The sequence below is a fragment of the Nevskia soli DSM 19509 genome, assembly GCF_000711955.1.
GTDB lineage: Bacteria > Pseudomonadota > Gammaproteobacteria > Nevskiales > Nevskiaceae > Nevskia > Nevskia soli.
In genome coordinates this window covers 21,757-37,628 of record NZ_JONR01000026.1, presented here as the reverse complement: position 1 = coordinate 37,628, position 15,872 = coordinate 21,757, and the positions used below count along the sequence as shown (strand labels likewise).

Below are 15,872 nucleotides of genomic sequence, written 5' to 3'. Positions count from 1 at the left end.
AAGCGCCATTCACGCCTCCGGCTATGCGCGCTTAACGCCGCACCCGGATTTGTTTATCGCCCGCTGATGATTCAGCGGCACGGGTCCTCTCGATTTCCTATCGGCCCAGGCGCTTCAATAAACGTCAGCCGTCGTTGCCATGTCCGGCGGCGGCGGATGAACGCGGGAGGCGCTCATGTCCTCGAACCAGCTTTTTCACATCCTGTTGCAGGCACCGCTGGTGATTGGTCTCGCCTTCGGCGCGCTGGCGCTTTCGCTGGGCCTGGCGCTGCTGCTGGCCGGCGGGCGCCTGCCCAGCAATCCCGCACTTTCCCGGGGCGACAGGAAGCGCTAGGCGCAAACCACGCATCACAGGAGGAATGGCCCATGCACGCGGAAACCGCGGCTGTACTGCCCGCAGTGCAAAACGCGATCTGGAAATTCAAGTCCTGTCGAAGACAGGCGGCCCGCGCCAGCGACACCCCGGCACCCGGCTACACCGCTACCGTTGCTCCCTTCCGGGCCTGGCGGGGTTCACAGCTTGCCGTCGCGAGGGCACCGGCGCGGACCGGGGCGCATTGTCCCTCGTATGGGCCGCGACAGCAAGGACGAACCGGACTGACGCGGCCCTCATCACCGCCCCTGTCACCGCGAACGCGGCGATGGAGGCCGAACCCGGCTCGTCAAGCCGCTTACTTGTGGGTCTTGAGCAGCTCCGCGACCTTGTCGATGTACTTCTGCAGCGCGGCGTCCTTGCCGGTGCCCTTGAGTTTGGTCCAGGCGTCGAACTTGGCGCGCCCGACCATGTCCAGCATGCCCGGACGCGAGCCGCTGACGTCACCCTGGCTGCCCTGCTTGAACAGCGCGTAGAGCGTCAGCATGTCCTCGTTGCCCGGACGCTTGGTCAGGGTCTTGACGTCCGCCTGGGCCTTTTCGAATTGCGCCTTCAGATCTGCCATGTCTGCTTCCTCGATTCTTGGAATTGTAGACGGCGGAAGCCATACGCTTCCGTCCGGAACAGTCTTATAGCAGGCGCGTCAAACTCGCTCAAACAAGCTGGCGTGTAGGTCGGTTCAAGGGCGCTTGCGCCCGGAACCGACGCGCTGCCGGGAGATGTCGGCTCCGCTGCGCTTGAGCCGACCTACCTTGAGCGCAAAACGATTCAGATGCGATCGAGCGTGAGGAAGCTGTAGGCGTGGGCATGGCGCTCGTCGGCGGCATGATCCACCCGCGATGTTTCGCGCCACTGCTTCGCGTCGTAATCCGGGAAGCGCGTATCGCCCTCGACCTGCGCATGCACCCGCGTCAGCTCCAGGCGGCTGGCCAGCGGCAGGGTCTGCCGGTACAGCTCGGCGCCGCCGATCACCAGCAACTCGCCCTGCGGCGACGCCGCCAGCGCAGCATCCAGATCGCGGAACACCCGCGCACCGGCGGCTGCAAACGCCGCATCGCGGGTCAGCACCCAGTTGGCGCGGCCTTCCAGCGGCTTGCCCAGGGATTCGAAGGTCTTGCGCCCCATCAGCACGGTGTTGCCGAGGGTGAGGCGGCGGAAGTGCTTGAGGTCTTCCGGCAGGCGCCAGGGCAGGCCGCCGTCGCGGCCGATGACGCCGTTTTCGGAGACGGCGACGACCAGTGTCAGCCGGGGCTTCAAACCGCGACCGGCGCCTTGATGTGGGCGTGCGGCTCGTAGTCGCTGAGCACGAAGTCTTCCGGGAGGAAGGCGAACAGGTCCTTCACGTCCGGGTTGAGCGTCATGGTCGGCAGCTTGCGCGTGTCGCGGCTGAGCTGGAGGCGCGCCTGCTCGAGATGATTGGAGTAGAGGTGGCAGTCGCCGCCGGTCCAGACGAAATCGCCGGCACGGTAGCCGCTGACCTGGGCCACCATCATGGTGAGCAGGGCGTAGGAGGCGATGTTGAAGGGCACGCCGAGGAAGATGTCGGCGCTGCGCTGGTACAGCTGGCAGGACAGCTTGCCGTCCGCGACGTAGAACTGGAACAGGGCGTGGCAGGGCATCAGGGCCATCTTGTCCAGCTCGCCGACGTTCCAGGCCGAGACCAGCATGCGGCGTGAATCCGGACTCTTCTTCAGCAGCTCGAGCAGCTGCTTGATCTGGTCGATGTGGCGGCCGTCGGCGGTGGGCCAGGAACGCCACTGCTTGCCGTAGACCGGACCGAGATCGCCGTTCTCGTCGGCCCATTCGTCCCAGATGGAGACGCCGTTTTCCTTGAGGTAGGCGATGTTGGTGTCGCCACGCAGGAACCAGAGCAGCTCGACGATGATCGAGCGCACGTGCAGCTTCTTGGTGGTGAGCAGGGGGAAGCCCTGCTGCAGGTCGAAGCGCATCTGGTGGCCGAACACCGAGCGGGTGCCGGTGCCGGTGCGGTCGGACTTCTCCGCGCCGTGGTCCAGCACGTGCTGCATCAGATCGAGATACTGCCTCATGCCCTACACCTCCAGCTTCTTGACCGGCGCGCTGACTTCGGAACCCGGGATGCCGCCGCGCAGCCCCCAGTTGTCCGGCGCCACTTCGTTGAGAATGAACTTGGTTTCCTGCGGCGGGACGCCGAAGGCGCCGAGCGCCTGCACCAGCGCCTGGTACAGCTCGCGCTTCACCGCCAGGGTGCGGCCGGGGTACAGCGAGATTTCGACCACCGTGTAGTTCTCGCCGACCTGCGGACCTACCGCGAACTCCTCGGCGGCGAAGGTCTGCAGGCGCACGGTGCGGTCATGGTCGGGCGCCTTGAGCACCCGGGCCAGCACTTCATGCACAGCCTCGACCATGGCGCGGCGCTCCTCAACGGAGCGTTGCCGGCGGATCGAGATCAGGGTGCTGGGCATCCCTATACCGTCCTAGGGCCTTTTCTCGAACTTGCCCTGATAGGCCATCCAGACAAAGGCCGCGCCGAACAGGAACATCGGGATGCACAGCTGCATGCCCATGGTGAACCAGCCGCTGCCGTAGAGGTAGCCGAGCTGGCTGTCGGGCAGGCGCACGAATTCGATGAGGAAACGGAAGCTGGCGTAGAGCAGCAGGAACAGGCCGCTGATGGCGCCGCGCGGGCGCGGCTTGCGACCGAACCACCAGAGGATGGCCAGCGAGACCAGGCCTTCGAGTAAAGCTTCGTAAAGCTGGCTCGGATGGCGCGGCAGGTTGTCGTGGGCGCCCTGGAACACCATGCCCCAGGGCAAGGTGGTGGGAGAGCCCCACAGCTCACCGTTGATGAAGTTGCCGAGGCGGCCCGTGAACAGGCCGAAGGGGGTCAGCACGGCGGCGAAATCGGCCACTTCGAAGAAGGTGAGCTTCTGCTGGCGGGCGAAAACCATCATCGCCACGATCACGCCCATCAGTCCGCCGTGGAAGGACATGCCGCCGTCCCAGATACGGAAGAAGGCCAGCGGGTCCTGGCCCAGGGTCCAGTGGCCCTGCGCATCGTAGGCGTAGAACAGCATGTAGCCGGTGCGGCCGCCGAGGATCACGCCAAGCACGCCGTAGAACAGCAGGTCGCCGACCCGCTCCTTCGGCCAGTTCACATGGGCCCAGCGGGCACGGATCGAGCCCAGCCACCAGAAGCCCCAGAAGCCTAGCAGATACATCAAGCCGTACCAGTGCACTTTTAGCGGGCCGAGGTGGATGGCGACCGGATCGATGTTCGGATGGACGAGCATGCGCTGAGCTTTATGGGTGCTGGATTACAGGTGGTGGAAGCCGGGCCGGCGGGCCGCGGCCGGCACCGCTATTGTACCGGTCACTCCTGCGCGGCGGCGCAGAAAAAGCCCTTGAGGTAGCGCGTTTCGGGGATGGCCGGATGTACCGGATGGTCGGGCCCCTGCCCGCCCTGTTCGAGGATCTGCAGGCGGCGGCTGGTGGCGCGCGCCTCGCGCAGCAGCACACGCTGCAATTCGGCCGGCTCCAGGTGGTAGGAGCAGGAGCAGGACACCAGGAAGCCGCCCGGGGTCAGCAGGCTGAGGGCGGCGCGGTTGAGGCGTCCATATAAGGAGAGTCCTTCCTCGTGGTCGCGCTTGCGCTTGATCAGGGCCGGCGGATCGACGATCACCACCTCGAAGCGGCGGCCGTCGGCGGCGAGCTGTTTCATCACGTCCAGGGCCTGGCCCTTGAGCAGTTCCAGCCTGGCGCCGTTGAGTTCGGCATTGTGGCCGGCGGCTTCGAGGGCCGGGGCGGAGCTGTCGATGCAGCTGACTTCCTTTGCACCAAAGCCGTGCGCGCGCAGGGCCCAGCCGCCGACATAGCTGAAGACATCCAGCACCCGCGCATCGCGGACATAGCGCCCCAGGCGGTCGCGGTTGTCGCGCTGGTCGTAGAACCAGCCGGTCTTCTGGCTACCGTGCATGGCGATGTCGAACAACACTCCGCCTTCGTCGATGGTGACCGTTTGCGGCACCGCACCAATGTCCTCGACGTAGAGCGGCAGGTTCTCGGCCTCGCGGGCCGAGGAGTCGTTACGCAACACCACGCCGCGCGGCTTGAATTCGGCCTGCAGGGCATCGAGCAGCTGCGCCTTCAGGTTCTCCATGCCGGCGGTGCCGATCTGCACCACGTAGACATCGCCGTAGCGGTCGATCACCAGGCCGGGCAGACCGTCGGCCTCGCCATGGACCATGCGGTAGAACGGCTTGCCGTAGAGGCGGTCGCGCATCGCCGCGGCGGCGCGCAGGCGGCGGGCGAACCAGTCGGTATCGATGCTGGCGTCGCCTTGCCCGGTGAGCAGGCGCGCGCACAGCAGCGCATGCGGGTTGACGTAACCGGTGCCCAGCGGATTGCCGCGCGAGTCGACGATGCGGCACAGGGCTCCGGCCGGCAGGGTCTTGAGCGGGGTGCGTTCGGTGTCGATCTCGTTGGAGTAGACCCACAGGTGACCGGCGCGCAGGCGGCGCTCTTCGTTGGGCTTCAGACGCAGGAGGATGTCGGACATGAGAATGGTTCGCTATTATTTTGAGCAGTGCGGCGGGACGGATTGCACGCGGCGCCGATGAGGATGGGCGCAGTGTACTTGACGCGCATCAACGACGAGCGTGGTGGCCATGCCGGAGAATCCCCTGCAACGACAGGTTTTGCGCAGGATCCTGACCCGGCCCGCCCGGGCATTCCGGACCGCGGGACCCGATGATCGACTCACCGCAACGGGGGCCCGGAGTGCCTAGCTCAGATAAAGGGGATCGCACAAGCTGCGATCGGAGGAACGTTCGCGTATCATACGCGCCATCTGATTTTGGCCGCCGCCAACGACGCCCGGGGCTGTTCCACCGGACTTTGCGTGGACGGCGCATCGCAACCTATCGTGAGACTGGGGCGTGCATTTCCTAATCGAAAATTTACCGCGCTCGCCGCAAACCTGGGCCTTCCTGGTCTACACCGTGGCGGTGCTCGGCGTGGTGTTGCTGATGCTCGGCCTGTCCTGGGTCCTGGGCGGCCGCAATACCGGGCGCGCCAAGAACGATCCCTTCGAATCCGGCGTGGTGTCGGTGGGCAGCGGCCGCCTGCGCATCTCCGCCAAGTTCTACCTGGTGGCGATGTTCTTCGTCATCTTCGATCTCGAAGCCGTGTTCCTCTACGCCTGGGCGGTCTCGCTGCGTGAAAGCGGCTGGTCCGGCTTCATCGAGGCGGCCATTTTCATAGCCGTGCTGCTGGTTGGCCTGGTTTATGTATGGCGGCTGGGCGGCCTGGATTGGGCCCCGAAACCCCGCCTGCAGCGTCTGCGCGAAGCGCAGGCGGCCGCGGCGACCGACAAGATTTGAGAGTGCAGGCATGGAATATTCGCTGACACGCATCGACCCCAACGCCAAGCGCTCGGCCACCCCGGCCGGCGTCAACGAGGGCACCGGCTACATCGAAGAGCAGGTGAAGCGCACCGTGCTGACCACCACGCTGGACAAGGTGGTCAACTGGGGCCGCAAGAATTCGATCTGGCCGTACAACTTCGGCCTGTCCTGTTGCTATGTGGAGATGGCCACGGCCTTCACCGCGCCGCACGATCTCGCCCGCTTCGGCGCCGAGGTGATCCGCGCTTCGCCGCGCCAGGCCGACCTGATGGTCATCGCCGGCACCTGCTTCGTGAAGATGGCGCCGGTGGTGCAGCGCCTGTACGAGCAGATGGTGGAACCGCGCTGGGTCATCTCGATGGGCTCCTGCGCCAACTCCGGCGGCATGTACGACATCTATTCCGTGGTGCAGGGCGTGGACAAGTTCCTGCCGGTGGACGTTTACATCCCGGGCTGCCCGCCGCGCCCGGAAGCCTTCCTGCAGGCGCTGATGCTGCTGCAGGATTCGATCGGCAAGGAAACCCGCCCGCTGTCCTGGGTGGTGGGCGACCAGGGCGTGTACCGCCAGCCGATGCAGGCGGAGCGCGACCGCAAGCTGGCCGAACGCCGCGCCCAGACCACCCTGCGCACGCCCGACCAGATCTAAGTCATGGCAGACGACGCTCCCGCACCCCTCAATCCCGCTACCGCGCCCGGCACCCTGCCGGAAGTGGTGCGCGAGCTGTACGCGCGCTTCGGCGAGAACGCCTTCACCTTCCAGCCGACCAAGGACGACGTCCCGACGCTGTGGACGCCGAAGGAGCGCTTCGCCGAAGTGCTGGCCTTCCTCAAGAACGGGGTGCCGCGTCCGTACAAGATGCTGCTGGACCTGAGCGCGGTGGACGAGCGCCTGCGCCGCAACCGCCTGGGCCCCTCGGCCGACTTCACGGTGTTCTATCACCTGCTGTCGATCGACCGTAACTCCGACGTCAGGATCAAGGTGGCCCTGTCCGGCGACGCGCCGAGCATCCCCTCGATCCACAAGCTGTGGGCCAACGCCAACTGGTACGAGCGCGAAGCCTGGGACCTGTTCGGCATCGTCTTCGAGGGCCATCCGAACCTGCAGCGCATCCTGCTGCCGCGCACCTGGAAAGGCCACCCGCTGCGCAAGGACTACCCGGCGCGCGCCACCGAGTTCGATCCGTTCATGCTCGATGCGGCGAAGCAGGACCTCGAGCAGGAAGGCCTGAAGTTCAAGCCCGAAGAATGGGGCATGAAGCGCAGCACCTCGGACCATGACTTCATGTTCCTCAATCTCGGCCCCAACCATCCGAGCGCGCACGGTGCCTTCCGCATCGTGCTGCAGCTGGACGGCGAGGAGATCGTGGATTGCGTGCCGGACATCGGCTACCACCACCGCGGCGCCGAGAAGATGGCGGAGCGGCAGTCCTGGCACACCTTCATCCCCTACACCGACCGCATCGACTATCTCGGCGGGGTGATGAACAACCTGCCGTACGTGCTGGCGGTGGAGAAACTGGCCGGCATCACCGTGCCGGACCGGGTCAAGACCATCCGCGTGATGATGGCGGAGTTCTTCCGCATCACCTCGCACCTGCTGTTCCTGGGCACCTATATCCAGGACGTGGGCGCGATGACGCCGATCTTCTTCATGTTCACCGACCGCATGAAGGCCTACGACGTGATCGAGGCCATCACCGGGTTCCGCATGCATCCGGCCTGGTATCGCATCGGCGGCGTGGCGCATGACCTGCCGCGCGGCTGGGACAAGCTGGTGCGCGATTTCGTCGAATGGCTGCCCAAGCGCCTCGACGAATACGAAAAGGCGGCGATGAAGAACGGCATCCTGCGCGCCCGCACCATCCACGTCGCCGAATACAACACCGCCGAGGCGATCGAATGGGGCGCCACCGGCGCCGGCCTGCGCGCCACCGGCTGCGACTACGACCTGCGCAAGGCCCGTCCCTACTCCGGTTACGAGAACTTCGAGTTCGAAGTGCCGCTGGGCAAGAACGGCGATGCCTACGACCGCGGCATGGTGCGCCTGGAAGAGATGCGCCAGAGCGTGCGCATCATCAAGCAGTGCCTCGACCACATGCCGGCCGGCCCCTACAAGGCCGACCACCCGCTGACCTGCCCGCCGCCGAAAGAGCGCACCCTGCAGGACATCGAAACCCTCATCACCCACTTCCTGGGCGTGTCCTGGGGACCGGTGATGCCGCCAGGCGAATCGAGCCAGCTGATCGAGGCCACCAAGGGCATCAACAGCTACTACCTGAGCAGCGACGGCAGCACCACCAGCTACCGCACGCGCATCCGCACGCCCAGCTTCGCGCACCTGCAGATGATTCCCCACATCATCAACGGCAGCATGATCCCCGACCTGATCATGCTGCTGGCCTCCATTGACTTCGTGATGGCCGATGTCGACCGCTAACACCATGGAAAGCACACAGCCGATCATCAAGCTGGCCGACCTGCCGCGGCAGGAACCGTTCGTGCTGCACGCCGACGACCGCGCGGCGATCGAGCACGAGACGCATCATTACGAGGATCCCCGCGCCGCCACCATCGAGGCGCTGAAGATCGTGCAACACCGCCACGGCTGGGTGCCGGACGGCGCAATCCCCGCCATCGGCGAAGTGCTGGGCATTCCCGGCTCCGACGTGGAAGGCGTGGCGACGTTCTACAACCTGATCTTCCGCCGCCCGGTGGGCCGCCACGTCATCAAGATGTGCGACAGCGTGTCCTGCTTCCTCACCGGTTACGACGACGTGAAAAAGGCCTTCAGCGCCAAGCTCGGCGTGGAACTGGGCCAGACCACGCCGGACGGCCGCTTCACCCTGCTGCCGATCTGCTGCCTCGGCGCCTGCGACAAGGGCCCGGTGCTGATGATCGACCAGGACACGCATTTCGATATCGCGCCGGACCATATCGACCAGCTGCTGGAGCAATACAAGTGAGCGCGCTCCCCTACGCCGACAGCAAGCCCCTGACCTACCGCGTCAACCTGGCCAACCCGCTCGACCTCAAGGCCTACGAGGCGCAGGACGGCTACGCCGCGCTGCATAAAGTGGTGAAGGAAGCGCCGGCCGAAGTGACCAAGGCGGTCAAGGACGCCAACCTGCGCGGCCGCGGCGGCGCCGGCTTCCCCACCGGCGTCAAGTGGGGCCTGGTGCCGATGGGCGCCGACGCGCCGAAGAACAAGTACATCGTCTGCAATGCCGACGAGATGGAGCCGGGCACCTTCAAGGACCGGCTGCTGATGGAAGGCCTGCCGCACCAGCTGGTGGAAGCGATGATCGTCTCGGGCTACGCCATCCAGGCGACCCGCGGCTACATCTTCCTGCGCGGCGAATACGTGGTGGCCGCGGAACGCCTCAACAAGGCCGTGGCCGAAGCCAAGGCCGCCGGCTACCTGGGTCAGAACATCCTCGGCTCGGGCTGGAATTTCGAGCTGTTTGTGCACACCGGCGCCGGCCGCTACATCTGCGGCGAAGAAACCGCGCTGATCAATTCGCTGGAAGGCCGCCGCGCCAATCCGCGCGCGAAGCCGCCGTTCCCGCAGATCGCCGGCCTGTGGGGCAAGCCGACGGTGGTGAACAACGTCGAGACCCTGTCCAACGTGCCGCACATCGTGCTGCGCGGCGGCGCCTGGTTCCAGGGCCTGTCGCAGGGCAAGAGCAAGGACGCCGGTACCAAGCTGTACGGCGTCTCCGGCCGCGCCAGGAAGACCGGCTGCTGGGAACTGCCCTTCGGCACCAGCGCCCGCGAGATCCTGGAAGAGCATGCCGGCGGCATGAAGGACGGCCTCAAGCTGAAATGCTGGCTGCCGGGCGGCGCCTCCACCGACTTCCTGATGCCCGAGCACCTGGACCTGGCGATGGATTTCGACACCATCGCCAAGGCCGGCAGCCGCATGGGCACGGGCCTGCTCACCGTGGTGGACGACAAGCAGAACATCGTCTCGGTGGTGCGCAACCTGGAAGAATTCTTCGCCCGCGAATCCTGCGGCTGGTGCACGCCCTGCCGCGACGGCCTGCCCTGGACCGAGAAGCTGCTGTATGCGCTGGAACAGGGGCAGGGCCGCGAAGGCGACATCCAGACACTGGAGCAGCTGACCCGCTTCCTCGGCCCCGGCAAGACCTTCTGCGCCCACGCGCCCGGCGCGATGGAGCCGCTGCAGTCGGCGCTGAAATACTTCCGCGCCGAATTCGAGGCCGGCATCGCCAAGGCACCGGCGCAGGCAGCGGCTTAACCGAAATACGGAAAAGAGAAACGACGTGGCGATCATTCACGTAGACGGCAAGCAGTACGAGGTGGACGGCGGGGACAACCTGCTGCACGCCTGCCTGTCGCTGGGCCTCGATATCCCCTACTTCTGCTGGCACCCGGAGCTGGGCTCCGTCGGCGCCTGCCGCCAGTGCGCGGTGAAAGCCTACCGCGACGCCAACGACAAGCAGGGCCGCATCGTCATGTCCTGCATGACGCCTTCCACCGACGGCACCTACATCTCCATCGGCGACGAGGAATCCAAGGCCTTCCGTGCCAGCGTGGTGGAATGGCTGATGACCAATCACCCGCACGATTGCCCGGTGTGCGAGGAAGGCGGCCACTGCCACCTGCAGGACATGACGGTGATGACCGGCCATGCCACGCGCCGCTACCGCTTCACCAAGCGCACCCACCAGAACCAGTACCTGGGGCCGTTCATCAATCACGAGATGAACCGCTGCATTTCCTGCTACCGCTGCACGCGCTACTACAAGGACTATGCCGGCGGCACCGACCTCGGCGTCTACGGTACCGCTTCCAATGTGTACTTCGGCCGCGAGACCGACGGCATCCTGGAAAGCGAATTCTCCGGCAACCTGACCGAGGTCTGCCCCACCGGCGTGTTCACCGACAAGACCCACGGCGACCGCTACAACCGCAAGTGGGACATGCAGTTCGCCCCCAGCATCTGCCAGGGCTGCGCGGTGGGCTGCAACACCAGCCCGGGTGAACGCTACGGCGAGATCCGCCGCATCGAGAACCGCTACAACGGCGCGGTCAACCACTACTTCCTGTGCGACCGCGGCCGTTTCGGCTACGGCTTCGTCAACCGCAAGGACCGTCCGCGCCAGCCGCTGGTCAAGCGCGACGGCAGCTTTGTCGCACTGCCGCCGGACGAGGCGGTGCTGCACGCCGCCAACCTGCTGAAGTCGGCCAAGCGCGTCATCGGCATCGGCTCGCCGCGCGCCAGCCTGGAAGCCAACTTTGCCCTGCGCACCCTGGTCGGAGCGGAGAATTTCTTCGACGGCCACTCCGCCGCCGAAGGCAAGCTGGTGCAGAAGGCCGCGAAGATCCTCAGCGAAGGGCATGTGCGCATCCCCTCCCTGCGCGTGATCGAGCAGGCCGACGCCGCCTTCGTGCTGGGCGAGGACGTCACCAACACCGCGCCGCGCATCGCGCTGGCCCTGCGCCAGACCGCGCGCGGCCGCCAGACCACGCTCGCGCGCGACAAGCACATCGCCGAATGGCAGGCCGCCGCGCTGGCCGACATCGGCCAGCACGAGAAGAACCCGCTGTACGTCGCCAGCGTCGACGCCACCCGCATCGACGACATCGCCGCGCAGACCTACCGCGCCGCGCCGGAAGACATCGCCCGTCTCGGCTTCGCCGTGGCGCATGCGATCGATGCCACCGCGCCTGCCGTGTCCGGCCTGGATGAAGCCAGCACCGCCCTGGTCAAGACCATCGCCGACGGCCTGCTCGCCGCCGACAAGCCGCTGGTGGTCTCCGGCACCGGCACCGGCCTGGAGTCGGTGATCGACGCCGCCGCCAACGTGGTGCGTGCATTGCAGGCCAAGGGCAAGCATGTCGAGCTGAGCCTGGTGGTGCCGGAAGTGAACAGCATGGGCCTGGCGCTGATGCAGGCCGCCGGCCTGGACCAGGCGCTGGAAGCCCTGAAGTCCGGCGCCGCCGATGCCGTGGTGGTGGTGGAGAACGATCTTTATCGCCGCGCCGGCAAGGCGCTGGTCGATGCCGCGCTGAAGAACGCCAAGGTGGTGGTGGCCGATCACCAGATGACCGACACCGCCCAGCAGGCCGAGGTGGTGCTGTCCGCCGCCAGCTTCGCCGAGGGTGACGGCACCGTGGTCAACAATGAAGGCCGCGCCCAGCGCTACTTCCAGGTCTACGACGCGACCTATTACGATCCCAAGGTCACCATCCGCGAAGCCTGGTACTGGCTCAACGACCTGCGCGCGCAATACAGCAACGTCGCCTCCGAGTGGAAACACTTCGACGATGTCAGCATCGCCTGCGAGCAGGCGCTGCCGCAGCTGAACGGCATGGTCAAGGCCGCACCGAACGCGCAGTTCCGCATGCACGGCCTCAAGGTGGCGCGCGAGCCACACCGCTACAGCGGCCGCACCGCGATGCGCGCCAACATCTCGGTGCACGAGCCGCGCGCCAGCCAGGACGCGGACACCGCCCTCGCCTTCTCCATGGAAGGCCATCACGGCACCGAGGCTGGCGACCGCCCCTCCGCCCTGATCCCCTTCGCCTGGGCCCCGGGCTGGAACTCGCCGCAGTCCTGGAACAAGTTCCAGGACGAGGTGGGCGGACACCTGCGCGGCGGCGATGCCGGCGTGCGACTGTTCGAGCCGCAGGCGCATGCCGCGGTGAAGACCTACTTCGACGCCATCCCTGCCGCTTTCACCGCCAAGGCCGGCGAATGGCGCACGGTGAACCTGCATCACATCTTCGGCGGTGAAGAGCTCTCCGCCCGTGCCGCGCCGGTGGCCGAGCGCGCGCCCAAGCCTTACGTCGGCCTCAACCCGGCCGACGCCGACAGCCTCGGCATCGGCGCCAACATGCTGATCGACGTGGCCTTGGCCGGTTCGGCGGTGCGCCTGCCGCTGCGCCTGCTGCCGACGTTGCCGCGCGGCACCGTGGGCCTGCCGCTGGGTGTCGAAGGCATGGCTTACGCCGAGGCGGGCGCCACCATCAAGCTCTCGCGGGTGAATGCCGCATGAGACCGTCAATGACAGCCTCCGAACAGGGCGGATCGCTTTCCCGCCTTCGCGATCCCGCGCTCCCGAGTGCGCAGGTCTCATGCCTGCGCCGACTCGCGACGCTGGGATCCCCATGCTCCGCACGGGGCCCCTCCACGCTGCTCGCGCCGCTATGATCACTTGGTTCTCCAACCACCCTGAAGTGGTCGACGCCATCATCGCCAGCCTCAAGGCGCTGGTTCTGCTGTTCGGCTCGGTCATCGTCGCCGCCATGCTGATCTGGGTGGAACGCCGCCTGCTCGGCGTGTGGCAGGACCGTTATGGCCCCAACCGCGTCGGACCGTTCGGCCTGGGGCAGGTGGTGGCGGACATGATCAAGATCTTCTTCAAGGAAGACTGGATGCCGCCCTTCGTCGACAAGCCGGCCTTCCTGATCGCGCCACTGGTGGCGATGACCACCATGATGATGGCTTTCGTGCTGGTGCCGGTGGCGCCGGGCTGGAACGTGGCCGGCGACCTCAACATCGGCGTGCTGCTGTTCTTCGCCCTGGCCGGCCTTGCCGTCTACGCGGTGATGCTCGGCGGCTGGTCCAGCAACAGCAAGTACGCCCTGCTCGGCGGCTTGCGCTCGGCGGCGCAGATGCTCAGCTACGAGGTGTTCATGGGCGTGGCGCTGATGGGCGTGGTGATGGAGACCGGCTCGTTCGCCGTCAACGACATCATCGCCTACCAGGGCGCGCACCACTGGTTCATCCTCACCCAGTTCTTCGGCTTCTGCACCTTCGCGCTGGCAGCCGTGGCCACCACGCACCGCCATCCCTTCGACCTGCCCGAGGCCGAGCAGGAACTGGCCGCCGGCTACCACACCGAATATTCCGGCATGAAGTTCGGCATGTTCTTCGTCGCCGAGTATGTCGGCGTGGTGGTGGTGTCGGGCCTGCTGACCACGCTGTATTTCGGCGGCTGGCACGGCCCCGGCGCCGAGAGCCACGCCTGGCTGGGCTTCATCTATTTCTTCATCAAGACCTTCATCTTCATCATGCTCTTCATCCTGCTGCGCGGCGCGCTGCCGCGGCCTCGCTATGATCAGGTGATGGCGGGCGGCTGGAAGTTCTGCCTGCCGCTGGCCCTGGTCAACATGCTGGTCACCGGCGCCGTGATCCTCGCCAACCAGGGAGGCTAGAAGACCGCCAATGAAAGACTTTTTCGCCAAACTCGTCGCCATCTTCATCGGCATCTACACCAACCTGCGCAGCATGGTGATGGTGGCCAGCCACACCTTCCGCAAGCGCGACACCATCCAGTATCCGGAAGTGAAGCCCTATGTGCCGCCGCGCTACCGCGGCCGCATCGTGCTGACCCGCGATCCGGACGGCGAGGAGCGCTGCGTCGCCTGCAACCTCTGCGCCGCCGCCTGCCCGGTGGGCTGCATCTCGCTGCAGAAGGCCGAGCAGGATGACGGCCGCTGGTACCCGGAATTCTTCCGCATCAACTTCTCGCGCTGCATCTTCTGCGGCCTGTGCGAGGAAGCCTGCCCGACCAACGCGATCCAGCTGACGCCGGACTTCGAGCTGGGCGAGTATCGCCGCCAGGACCTGGTGTACGAGAAGGAGCACCTGCTGATCAGCGGCACCGGCAAGTACCCCGACTACAACTTCTACCGCATCGCCGGCCTCAGCATCGCCGGCAAGCCCAAGGGCGCGGCGAAGAACGAGGCCAAGCCGGTCGACGTCAAGTCGCTCCTGCCGTGAAGATTGAGTGGCTAGTGACTAGTGATTAGTGGTCAGTAAAAACTGGCCGGAAGGATGATCAAGAGCTATACGGACTTGGTGGTTTGGCAAAAGGCGATACAGCTTGCAAAAGATGTCTATCGTGTGAGTCAAGGATTTCCGGGTGAAGAGCGATTTGGATTGACGGCACAGATGCGGAGAGCTGCGATATCTGTGCCGAGTAACATAGCTGAAGGGCAAGGCCGCTTGAGTAAAGGTGAATTCAAGCAGTTTCTAGGGCATGCAAGAGGTTCGTTGTACGAGTTGGAGACGCAAATGCATTTGGCGATTTCTTTTGGTTATCTGGACAATGAAGTAGCAGGCGACCTGATGGCGTCAGGTGATGAAGTCGGCCGCCTGTTGAATGGACTTCTTGTTGCGCTCAAATAAACAACGTCTTTAACTAGTCACTAATCACTAACCACTGACCACTGGCCGTTATGGAAATCGCGTTTTATCTAGCAGCCGCAGTCGCCGTGATCTCCACGATGATGTCGGTGACCAACCCCAACCCGGTGCACGCGCTGCTGTACCTGATCGTGTCCCTGCTGGCGGTGGCGATGGTGTTCTTCTCCATCGGTGCGCCGTTCGCGGGCATCCTCGAAATCATCGTCTATGCCGGCGCCATCATGGTGCTGTTCGTCTTCGTGGTGATGATGCTCAACCTGGGCCGCGCCACCATCGAGCAGGAAAAGCGCTGGCTGCGCTGGCAGGCCTGGATCGGCCCCAGCGCGCTGTCGCTGGTGCTGCTGTTCGAACTGGTGCGGGTGCTGCATCCGATCGGTGGCGACAAGCACATGGTCGGCTACGGCACCATCGGCGCGCGCGAAGTCGGCATGGCGCTGTTCGGGCCGTACCTGCTGGCGGTGGAACTGGCATCGATGCTGCTGCTGGCGGCATTGGTCGCCGCCTTCCATCTTGGCCGGCACGAAGACTGAACGTAGTAACGGACAACAAAAGCTGCAAGCTCTCCCCTGCCCTGGCGGCGGGGCGGTACAGATAAGGACAGAACGAACTTACGAAGATGAACGGAGTGAGCGCCATACCGCTGGAGCACGCGCTGATCCTGTCCGGCATCCTGTTTTCACTGGGGCTGCTGGGCATCCTGCTGCGCCGCAATATCCTGTTCGTGCTGATGTCCATCGAGGTGATGATGAACGGCGCGGCCCTGGCTTTCGTCGCCGCCGGCAGTCGCTGGGGCGCAGCCGACGGACAGATCATGTTTATCCTCATCCTGACCCTGGCGGCGGCCGAAGCCAGTGTCGGACTGGCCCTGGTGCTGCAGATCTACCGGCGCTTCAACACGCTGGATACGGATGCGGCCAGCGAGATGAAGGGCTGACCC

At 65.5% G+C, this 15,872-nt stretch carries 18 protein-coding genes and 1 other RNA gene; 12 read left to right on the top strand and 7 right to left on the bottom strand.

Annotation, left to right across the window (positions count from 1 at the left end; translation table 11 throughout):
* The first annotated feature begins 175 nt into the window (after positions 1–175).
* Positions 176–334 carry a hypothetical protein gene (locus tag BP26_RS29550; protein WP_157572536.1) on the top strand — a complete coding sequence of 53 codons (159 nt, stop codon included), beginning with the start codon at positions 176–178 and terminating at the stop codon, positions 332–334.
* Between the two features lie 112 nt (positions 335–446).
* Here BP26_RS29550 and ffs read toward each other — a convergent pair.
* The 7 genes from ffs to BP26_RS0114400 all read right to left on the bottom strand — a co-directional run bounded on the left by ffs (position 447) and on the right by BP26_RS0114400 (position 4,910).
* Positions 447–543: signal recognition particle sRNA small type (gene ffs / locus BP26_RS28660), an RNA gene on the bottom strand.
* Positions 544–671: 128 nt separating this feature from the next.
* A complete protein-coding gene (locus tag BP26_RS0114425; RefSeq protein ID WP_029921280.1) occupies positions 672–938 on the bottom strand; it encodes an acyl-CoA-binding protein in 267 nt (88 codons plus the stop codon).
* 203 nt (positions 939–1,141) lie between these two features.
* Entirely contained in the window at positions 1,142–1,630 is a 489-nt protein-coding gene (locus tag BP26_RS0114420; protein ID WP_029921279.1) for a dihydrofolate reductase, read from the bottom strand.
* Positions 1,627–2,421, bottom strand: coding sequence for a thymidylate synthase (locus tag BP26_RS0114415; RefSeq protein ID WP_029921278.1), 795 nt, complete (start codon positions 2,419–2,421; stop codon positions 1,627–1,629). Before BP26_RS0114415 ends, BP26_RS0114420 begins: the two co-directional genes overlap by 4 nt.
* Before the next feature lie 3 nt (positions 2,422–2,424).
* Positions 2,425–2,817, bottom strand: coding sequence for a tautomerase family protein (locus tag BP26_RS0114410; protein WP_029921277.1), 393 nt, complete (start codon positions 2,815–2,817; stop codon positions 2,425–2,427).
* Between the two features lie 12 nt (positions 2,818–2,829).
* Positions 2,830–3,645 carry a prolipoprotein diacylglyceryl transferase gene (gene lgt / locus BP26_RS0114405; protein WP_029921276.1) on the bottom strand — a complete coding sequence of 272 codons (816 nt, stop codon included), beginning with the start codon at positions 3,643–3,645 and terminating at the stop codon, positions 2,830–2,832.
* An 80-nt stretch (positions 3,646–3,725) separates the two neighbouring features.
* Positions 3,726–4,910, bottom strand: coding sequence for a class I SAM-dependent rRNA methyltransferase (locus BP26_RS0114400; RefSeq protein WP_029921275.1), 1,185 nt, complete (start codon positions 4,908–4,910; stop codon positions 3,726–3,728).
* 469 nt (positions 4,911–5,379) lie between these two features.
* On the opposite strand from BP26_RS0114400, the gene ndhC reads away from it, so the two are divergent.
* The 11 genes from ndhC (at position 5,380) to nuoK (ending at position 15,869) form a co-directional block, all read left to right on the top strand.
* Positions 5,380–5,733: an NADH-quinone oxidoreductase subunit A gene (gene ndhC, locus BP26_RS0114395; protein WP_084183107.1), complete on the top strand. Its 354-nt coding sequence runs from the start codon at positions 5,380–5,382 to the stop codon at positions 5,731–5,733.
* Between the two features lie 10 nt (positions 5,734–5,743).
* Entirely contained in the window at positions 5,744–6,403 is a 660-nt protein-coding gene (locus BP26_RS0114390; protein ID WP_029921273.1) for an NADH-quinone oxidoreductase subunit B, read from the top strand.
* 3 nt (positions 6,404–6,406) lie between these two features.
* Positions 6,407–8,194 carry an NADH-quinone oxidoreductase subunit C/D gene (nuoC, locus tag BP26_RS0114385; RefSeq protein WP_029921272.1) on the top strand — a complete coding sequence of 596 codons (1,788 nt, stop codon included), beginning with the start codon at positions 6,407–6,409 and terminating at the stop codon, positions 8,192–8,194.
* A complete protein-coding gene (gene nuoE, locus BP26_RS0114380; protein WP_084183102.1) occupies positions 8,181–8,720 on the top strand; it encodes an NADH-quinone oxidoreductase subunit NuoE in 540 nt (179 codons plus the stop codon). Before nuoC ends, nuoE begins: the two co-directional genes overlap by 14 nt.
* On the top strand, positions 8,717–10,015 hold the full coding sequence (gene nuoF / locus BP26_RS0114375) for an NADH-quinone oxidoreductase subunit NuoF (RefSeq protein ID WP_245611807.1): 1,299 nt from the start codon (positions 8,717–8,719) through the stop codon (positions 10,013–10,015). Before nuoE ends, nuoF begins: the two co-directional genes overlap by 4 nt.
* A gap of 25 nt (positions 10,016–10,040) precedes the next feature.
* Positions 10,041–12,779 carry an NADH-quinone oxidoreductase subunit NuoG gene (gene nuoG / locus BP26_RS0114370; RefSeq protein WP_029921269.1) on the top strand — a complete coding sequence of 913 codons (2,739 nt, stop codon included), beginning with the start codon at positions 10,041–10,043 and terminating at the stop codon, positions 12,777–12,779.
* Between the two features lie 154 nt (positions 12,780–12,933).
* Positions 12,934–13,941 carry an NADH-quinone oxidoreductase subunit NuoH gene (nuoH, locus tag BP26_RS0114365; protein WP_029921268.1) on the top strand — a complete coding sequence of 336 codons (1,008 nt, stop codon included), beginning with the start codon at positions 12,934–12,936 and terminating at the stop codon, positions 13,939–13,941.
* 10 nt (positions 13,942–13,951) lie between these two features.
* The gene (gene nuoI / locus BP26_RS0114360; protein WP_036516956.1) at positions 13,952–14,509 is read left to right on the top strand and encodes an NADH-quinone oxidoreductase subunit NuoI; all 558 of its coding nucleotides are present in this window, start codon (positions 13,952–13,954) and stop codon (positions 14,507–14,509) included.
* Positions 14,510–14,563: 54 nt separating this feature from the next.
* Entirely contained in the window at positions 14,564–14,917 is a 354-nt protein-coding gene (locus BP26_RS28655; RefSeq protein ID WP_211254929.1) for a four helix bundle protein, read from the top strand.
* Positions 14,918–14,967: 50 nt separating this feature from the next.
* On the top strand, positions 14,968–15,465 hold the full coding sequence (gene nuoJ, locus BP26_RS0114355; RefSeq protein ID WP_029921266.1) for an NADH-quinone oxidoreductase subunit J: 498 nt from the start codon (positions 14,968–14,970) through the stop codon (positions 15,463–15,465).
* A 95-nt stretch (positions 15,466–15,560) separates the two neighbouring features.
* Positions 15,561–15,869, top strand: a complete 309-nt coding sequence (nuoK, locus tag BP26_RS0114350) for an NADH-quinone oxidoreductase subunit NuoK (protein WP_029921265.1) — start codon at positions 15,561–15,563, stop codon at positions 15,867–15,869.
* Positions 15,870–15,872: the final 3 nt, after the last annotated feature.